The organism is Photobacterium sp. BZF1 (genome assembly GCF_014349205.1).
Lineage (GTDB): Bacteria > Pseudomonadota > Gammaproteobacteria > Enterobacterales > Vibrionaceae > Photobacterium.
In genome coordinates, this window is the sequence record NZ_JACSOF010000219.1 from 1 (window position 1) to 7,733 (window position 7,733).

Genomic DNA, 7,733 nt, shown 5'->3' on the forward strand with positions numbered 1-7,733 from the left:
GGTTTTATCGATGCGATTGCTGGTGGAGGCGGTTTGCTGACCGTGCCTGCCCTGCTTGCCGCAGGCGTACCGCCCACCCAAGCGTTGGCGACGAATAAACTGCAGGGCTCATTTGGGAGTTTCTCAGCCTCGCTGTATTTTGTCCGTAATGGTTTGGTGAGTTTGGGTGAAATGCGCAATGCGATCATCTGTACCTTCGTCGGTGCAGCCACCGGTGCCGAACTTGTCCAGCGTATTGATGCTGGTGTGCTCACGCAGTTGATCCCCATATTATTGGTTTGTATTTCGCTGTATTTCCTGTTTGCCCCCCAGGTCGGGCAGGGTGGCGGAAAGCCGAAGTTATCTGAGAACCTTTTTGCGCTTTCCGTTGGCACCAGCATTGGCTTCTACGACGGTTTCTTCGGCCCAGGTGCCGGTGCCTTGTATACCATCTGCTTTGTTGCGATTGCCCAATTCGGATTGGTGGAGGCCACGGCACGAACCAAGATTTTGAATTTCACTTCTAACTTTGCCGCCTTACTGTTTTTTATCTTTGCAGGCCTACCGGTATGGGAGATTGGGATCATCATGGCTGTTGGCGGGTTCATCGGTGCGCGGATGGGGGCTAAAGTCGTGATCTCAAAAGGACGAAAACTGATCCGGCCTATGGTGGTGATCACATCAATGGGCATGGCAATCAAATTGCTAGTTGAACAGAACCCGCAATGGTTTCAATAAGCTTACGTGTCCGGGGGGCTTGGAGGCTACTTTGGCGATAACAAAGCTGCACCGGGCGAGTTAGTTCATCGAGAAATGGAAAATGATGGCAGTGGTGAGGGGCAATTTTGAGTGTATTGACGATAGAAATTGGCACCAGCGCCGCAGCGACACCACTTAATGCCAACTGTGCAGCAGCCGTATAAGAGTCCATTTCCATGTAAGGGACAATGGCAGCTTTCTGCAAAGAACTAACCTGGTTGGCGTTGGCTGGGTTTTTCAAGTCATTGACTAGCAACTGGCTCGGTTGTTGGTCAAGCGTTTCCCTGCTAACGACCGAAAACGGTTCGTCGAACAAATGGCTAACCGCCAACCCATGTTGAGGAGGTAGGTGGCCAGCGCAGAACCCGACAGCGGCATCGCCTGATTGCACTTTCTCAACAATGATGGGGGTATGGTGGGTGCTGATGGCAAGGTAGGGATCGTGCTGGATATAATCGCCCATTACTGGCGCCAGATAGCCTGCAACCAGGGTTTCTGAGCAGGCTAAATGGATCACGGTGCGATCATTGACATCGAGCTGATCAAATATCTGACCTTTCAGGGCCTTGAACCCCGGCTCGACCGCAGCAATGAGTTGTATTGCATCGGCAGTCAACTTGATACGACGGCCATCGGGCTCAATCAGCTTCTTGCCGATCCGCTGCTCCAGTTTGGCAATGCGTTTGCTGACCGCACTCTGGCTGAGGTAAAGCCGGCTGCCTGCTTTGCTCATGGTACCTTCTTGGGCCAGTACCAATAGGGTTTCAATGCCTTCGAGTAGCAATCACAATCCCTCTTGAATCGGTGCCGATTAGCGATCGGTTTCTTGCTTGGTAATGCTTCCGACTTCCAGCATCGCGGCTACATCAAGGTGCTCGGCATTCATCATCGAAGAAATACGTTGTACCGAAGATAGCAGTAATGACTGTTCCCATTCCTCCAAGCGTTGGAAGCGGGCAACAAAATCTTCTTGCAGAGGCGGCGGTGCTTTTGCCAATAATTCTTTACCTTCATCAGTGAGGTAGGCGTGGACTTTGCGCTTGTCCAGTTTGCTACGCTCACGGATCACCAAACTGCGTTTTTCCAAACGATCGAGGATAGTAGTCGCGGTCGCCTGGCTCATATTGGTGTTATTGGAAAGCTGACGGATAGTCACTTCGCCGGAATCGCGTATTGCACGCATCAATACCAGCTGCGGGCCTGTCAAACCAGCCAGTTTATTCAATTTGCGCGAATGCAGATCGATGGCCCGGATGATTTGTCGCAGGGCAATCAAGACTTCTTCGTGCTTGTCCATATTACTCTCCTAAATAGTGCTCGGCGAAATTACAACAAACCGGCCAAAGTTGGAAGCCTTACTTTTCATAATGTTGTCTCGATCTGATTTGTGGTTGCTTATCACAGCAATGTATCGCTCAAGAAAAACAACTTACATTTACTTACAAACTTAGTTATCATTATTGGAACAATAATAATTCTCACTTGCATTATTGTTCGTGGTTATAAAACAGCTTTCACATGGATGAAAATAATGAAGACTCAATTCCCTCGTAATTTGATTATGGCTGCATTTTTGGTAGCGCCGGCGATGGCTAGCGCTGCTACTGTTTCTAAAGAGCAGGTAGTCTCCCACTATGCCGATCTCGCCCACAGCGTATTCAGTGACTCACTGACCACGGCGCAAGGTCTGGACAAAGCTATTGATGCCTTTATCGCATCCCCATCCCAAGAGACTCTCGACAAAGCCCGTGCAGCATGGAAAGCATCCCGTGTTCCTTACCAGCAATCAGAAGTGTTCCGCTTCGGCAACGCAGTGGTTGATGACTGGGAAGGTCAGCTTAATGCATGGCCGCTGGATGAAGGTTTGATCGACTATGTTGCTGATGACTACCAGTATGAACTGGGCAATGAAGGTGCCAAGGCGAATATCGTTGCCAACAAGACGGTGCAGGTGGGGAACCAGAAGCTTGATACGGCCAAGATCACTCCTGAGCTGCTGGCTGATCTGAATGAAATTGGTGGTTCTGAAGCTAACGTGGCTACTGGTTACCATGCGATTGAATTTTTGTTGTGGGGCCAAGACCTTAATGGTACCAACCCTGGTGCTGGCGAGCGCTCTTACACTGACTTTGCCTATGGTGAAGCTTGTACCAATGGCAACTGTGAACGTCGTCGTGAGTACCTTAAAGCAGCCTCGGTACTGTTGCAAAATGATCTGGATTGGATGACCAAGCAATGGTCTCCAGAAGTGAAAGACAACTACCGTGCTGAACTATTGGCTGGTTCAGCGGATAACGGCCTACGCAAAATGCTATTTGGAATGGGGTCACTGTCTTTGGGTGAACTGGCCGGTGAGCGGATGAAAGTAGCACTGGAAGCGAACTCGACGGAAGACGAGCACGATTGTTTCTCTGACAACACCCATAACTCTCATTATTACAACGAGCAGGGTATCTACAACGTCTACACCGGCACCTACATGCGAGTGAATGGTACTTTGGTCTCTGGGCCAAGCATTCACGACCTCGTTGCGAATAAAGACAAGGAAGCGGCTAAAGCAATCCAGGCGGGTTTCGACCGTGCCCGCAGTCAGGTTTACACCTTGGTTGATTCAGCTGAAAAGCAAGATCAAGCTTTTGACCAATTGATTGCCGCTGGTAACAAAGAAGGCAATGCTTTGGTGAATAAGTCGATCATGGCATTGGTCCAGCAGACAGCCAGCATTGAGCAAGCTGCTTCCATCATTGGCATCAGCAACCTGAGCCCAGATACGGCTGATCACCAGTTTTAATTCTGGCCAATCCCTTCCTATGACTAAGGGCTCGGTCGAGCCCTTTCGTGATCATAATAATTACAGCTCGAGCGATGAATAATGAAGTTGCCTTTCACGTCTAAAGCAGCCGGATTGCTGCTATCAACATTGATTTCTGTCTCTTCAGCCCAAGCCAAAGACAGTCCATTTTCGGCAGAAGATATCCAGGCTATGAAGTCGGGTGGCGAGACGACCGTCAGAAAAAATGGTGCCAATGCCTTTTCCTTGCCGGCTGCGAACCTGCCGTTGAGCAAGCGCCTTGATTTTAGCGTTGGTAACAGCTTCTTCCGCAATCCATGGGTTCAGGCACCGGCTACCACAGACGCCCGTGATGGACTGGGCCCTCTATTTAATACCAACGGTTGCCAGAACTGCCATATTAAAGATGGCCGAGGCCACCCGCCACAACAAGGGGACAGCAACGCCGTATCTATGCTGGTCCGCCTGAGTATCCCGGCGCAAACCGCAGAGCAGAAGCAAGCCATCATCAAAAACGGGGTGATCCCCGATCCCATTTATGGCGGACAATTACAAGACTTCTCACTCTCTGGCGCTAAGCCAGAAGGCCAAATTCATCTGACATACCAAGATGTACCGGTCACCATGGGGGATGGCGAAGTGATCACACTGCGCAAGCCGCAATTGACCATCACTGACTTGAACTATGGCCCGATGCACCCAGAGGTCATGATGTCTGCACGTGTAGCGCCACCCATGATTGGCTTGGGGTTGCTGGAGTTGATCCCGGAGCAAACATTGGAACAGATTGCCAAGGAGCAGCAGGCCGAGGAGCAAGGGGTCTCCGGTAAGTTAAACCGGGTGTGGGATGTGGAAGCGCAGGACTTTGCCGTTGGGCGCTTTGGCTGGAAAGCCGGACAACCTAGCTTGATGCAGCAAAATGCCGCAGCTTTTAATGGCGATCTTGGGCTGACCAGTGAGTTGTTCCCGGTCGAGAACTGTTCTGACATGCAGTTGATCTGTGAGCAACTGCCTAATGGTGGGAAGCCTGAGGTGAGTCGTAATGTACTGACTTTTGTTGAGTTTTATTCGCGTCATCTGGCTGTTCCCGCGCGGCGCAATGTTAATGATCCGCAAGTTGTTAAAGGTGAGGCTTTGTTTGCCGAAGTGGGTTGCCAAAGCTGCCATGTTACCCAAATAAAAACAGCCAAAAGCACTGAGACTCCCGCTTTGTCTGAGCAGTTGATCAACCCTTATACCGATCTTTTGCTTCATGACCTGGGTGAGGGATTGGCGGATCACCGTGGTGAATATCTTGCCAACGGCCGGGAGTGGCGAACTGCTCCGCTATGGGGGCTGGGGTATACCGAGGAAGTTAACGGCCATACCAACCTGCTCCATGACGGCCGGGCACGCAATGTGATGGAAGCGATCCTATGGCATGGCGGCGAAGCGCAGATGAGCCGCGATAAGGTTGTCGCCTTTTCAAAAACAGACCGAGAGGCACTGGTCGCCTTTCTCCATTCGCTCTGAGAGCTAAGTCGATCGAAATAAGCTTGATAGGAGCAAGGTATCAATGAAAGAACGTGTGATTGTCGTGTCGATGTTGTCGGCAGCTGTTTTGGCTGGCTGCAATAGCGATGCCGTTGAGACGAGTAAGGTCATTCATCAGCAGCACCTGAGCGCTGCAAACCAGTTCTATGCGGCATCGAGTGAATTGAATAACGCAATGGCCACACTCTGTGCGCAAGGGGATGACAAAAAACTAGAAACGGCTCAACAGGCGTGGACAAGGACCATGCAAAGTTGGATGTCGTTTCAAGGGCGCGAAAAGGGCGGCGAGGACGCGCTGGCTCTTAGTTGGCAAATTCAGTTTTGGCCGGACAAGAAAAATACTACTGGGCGTAAGTTGAACCAGCTATTGAAACAGGATACAGCATGGAGCGCCGGGGATCTTGCGAGCCAGAGTGTTGCAGTACAGGGGCTGGGAGCTGCAGAATGGTTCTTGTATGAACAACCACAGGCATTAAGCTCACCTGAGGGGTGCCAGTTGGCGATGGCCGTAACAGGCTATATCAACCAGAGTGGTAAGGCCTTGGTGGGTGCTTGGCAAAATAACCCATGGCAAGCAATGACGCCTGAGCTAGCACTTGGTGAGTACCTCGGAGCGCTGAATAACCAGCTTGATTACAGCATTAAAAAAATGCAGCGACCAATGGGTAAACCGGGTCACCCTAAGCCGTATCAGGCTGAGTCCTGGCGCTCTGGCACCTCGATGGTCAACCTCAAGGCTAGCGTAGTGGCCATGCAGGGGCTGTATTTGGCTGAAGGGCATGGGCTGGATCAGTTGCTTCGCGATAAAGGGTATGCCGCGACAGCCGATCGCCTGACCGAGCAGTTTGCCAACCTAGTGACAAGTTGGCCAACAGAGCCGTCGATGACAGCCATGCTGAAAAGTCGGGAGGGATATCGCCAATTGATATCGATTTTCAATGGGTTGGAATATATAAAGTGGACGCTGCAGGATGAAGTCGCACCGGAGCTAGGGATTGTTGTGGGGTTCAATGCAACCGATGGTGACTGATCAAACTCGGCGCCGGCTGTTGCTGGGCGCTTTGGGCAGCGTTGCGCTGCGCCCTCTGGCTGCCGTTATGGCTGGTGGTTCATTGACAACAGGTGCCCTCACCGGCTGTAGCCATGTTCAACCAGGTGCTTTGGACAATAAGGTGGGTTCATCGCAGGCAACGATTATCGGCTGTAGCCGTCATTCAGATGGCCGTTTCGGTGTTGTGGTGGCAGATAACAATGGGCTACCGCTTTATCAATTGCCCCTGCCAGGCCGTGGCCATGGGGTAGCGTTGCAGCCAAACGGCAACCTGGCTGCAGCGTTTAGCCGCCGGCCGGGTAGCTATTTACAAGTCTTTGACTATCTAACCGGTCAGGCTTGGCCTATCTACACGGCACCTTCCAACCGGTTTTTTTATGGCCATGGGGTGTTTTCAAGCGATGGCAAGCTGTTGTACACCACAGAAGGTGTTCGCCAAACCAGTGAGGGGATCATCGGTGTCTACGAGCTAGGGAATGCAGGAAGTGGCAAGCTGCAGAAAGTTGCAGAGTTCAGCGGGTTCGGTATCGGGCCCCATGAAGTTGTTCTGGCGGATGACCAAACGCTAGCGGTGGGTGTCGGAGGCGTGCACACTCGAGGACGAACACCGTTGAACCTAGATTCGATGCAACCTGCATTGGTCTATCTTGACCGGTTAACCGGAGAAATCGTCGATAAAGCCGTATTGGCTGACAAGCAACTCAGTATCCGCCACCTCAGTGTGACGGATACCGGGGAGATAGCCTGCGGACAACAGTATCGGGGATTGCCGGAAGATGCCGCGCCTTTGGTGGCGCTGCACCGTCGCGGAGAGGGTGAGGTTCTCAAACCGTTACTGGCTGAAGAAGAGCAGTGGCTTAGGTTCAACCATTACATTGCTAGCATTGCTAGCCTGGATGGTTACCTGCTGGCGACTTCGCCCCGGGGCAACTGCTATGGCATATGGCAGGAAGCTGGCCGTGAGCTGGTCGAACTAAGACCTTTGGTGGATGCCTCGGGAGTCGGTGTCAAGGATGGAAAGTGGTTGGTAGGCTCGGGAGCCGGAAAAGTCCTATCAATTAGTCCAACGAGCCAGGTTGCGTCGGTTCAAAGCCCGGTGATGTGGGATAACCATTGGAATATTCTGTAAAATTTTTGAGGAAGCGTTCAAGCACCAAAATGGGGCTGGTAGATTGTTGTCCCAACAATAACAAAATATGTCAAATATCCTGACAGGTGTCAGGATTTGAAACATTACCAACTGGCAATGGCGGCTAAATTTAGTCCGTTATACATCAAACTTGCCATAATTATGATAACGGCAATGAGGAGTCAGTTGGTAATGTTAAAGCTCAGTCGTCTGGGGCTTGTCCTGATGTGTGTCTTCTCTCAGGTGAACCATGCCGAAGAAGAAACCTGGCCGGTACAGCCTTTATCTGCACGCGATCAACTGGAGCAACAGTTTTCGGATGATATCCTGCAGCAAAAGAAAGCCCGCCAATGGGTACATGAAGTCGCCAATGACATAGCGGCCATCCGCTATGTGGATGAGTTGGCGGATCTGTACCAGAGTATTGGCTTTGTTCCGCTGTGGCAGGATACCTTCACTGCCAGTGATTTCGAGCAGCAGTTACGCATGGT

Annotated in this window: 7 protein-coding genes and 1 pseudogene; 6 read left to right on the forward strand and 2 right to left on the reverse strand. The window is 51.4% G+C overall.

What is annotated here, in order from left to right:
• The coding region (locus BIZ37_RS28425) for a TSUP family transporter (RefSeq protein ID WP_187464402.1) at window positions 1–717 on the forward strand (717 nt) is incomplete at its 5' end.
• Here BIZ37_RS28425 and BIZ37_RS28430 read toward each other — a convergent pair.
• Together BIZ37_RS28430 and BIZ37_RS28435 are read right to left on the reverse strand one after the other, a co-directional pair.
• Window positions 677–1,522, reverse strand: a complete 846-nt coding sequence (locus BIZ37_RS28430) for a LysR family transcriptional regulator (protein ID WP_187464403.1) — start codon at window positions 1,520–1,522, stop codon at window positions 677–679. The genes BIZ37_RS28425 and BIZ37_RS28430 overlap by 41 nt on opposite strands.
• Window positions 1,523–1,549: 27 nt before the next feature.
• Window positions 1,550–2,035, reverse strand: a complete 486-nt coding sequence (locus tag BIZ37_RS28435; protein WP_107297523.1) for a MarR family winged helix-turn-helix transcriptional regulator — start codon at window positions 2,033–2,035, stop codon at window positions 1,550–1,552.
• A 264-nt stretch (window positions 2,036–2,299) separates the two neighbouring features.
• Between BIZ37_RS28435 and BIZ37_RS28440 the strand changes: the two genes are divergently transcribed.
• From BIZ37_RS28440 to BIZ37_RS28460, 5 genes and pseudogenes are all read left to right on the forward strand, one after another.
• Complete coding sequence (locus BIZ37_RS28440; protein ID WP_370577958.1) at window positions 2,300–3,529, forward strand: imelysin family protein; 1,230 nt, start codon at window positions 2,300–2,302, stop codon at window positions 3,527–3,529.
• A gap of 81 nt (window positions 3,530–3,610) precedes the next feature.
• Window positions 3,611–5,041: a di-heme oxidoredictase family protein gene (locus BIZ37_RS28445; RefSeq protein WP_187464405.1), complete on the forward strand. Its 1,431-nt coding sequence runs from the start codon at window positions 3,611–3,613 to the stop codon at window positions 5,039–5,041.
• Between the two features lie 43 nt (window positions 5,042–5,084).
• Window positions 5,085–6,092: an imelysin family protein gene (locus BIZ37_RS28450; RefSeq protein WP_187464406.1), complete on the forward strand. Its 1,008-nt coding sequence runs from the start codon at window positions 5,085–5,087 to the stop codon at window positions 6,090–6,092.
• Window positions 6,082–7,242: a DUF1513 domain-containing protein gene (locus BIZ37_RS28455; RefSeq protein WP_187464407.1), complete on the forward strand. Its 1,161-nt coding sequence runs from the start codon at window positions 6,082–6,084 to the stop codon at window positions 7,240–7,242. The genes BIZ37_RS28450 and BIZ37_RS28455 overlap by 11 nt, the downstream gene beginning before the upstream one ends.
• A gap of 192 nt (window positions 7,243–7,434) precedes the next feature.
• A pseudogene (locus BIZ37_RS28460) lies at window positions 7,435–7,733 on the forward strand (murein L,D-transpeptidase); the annotation flags it as partial.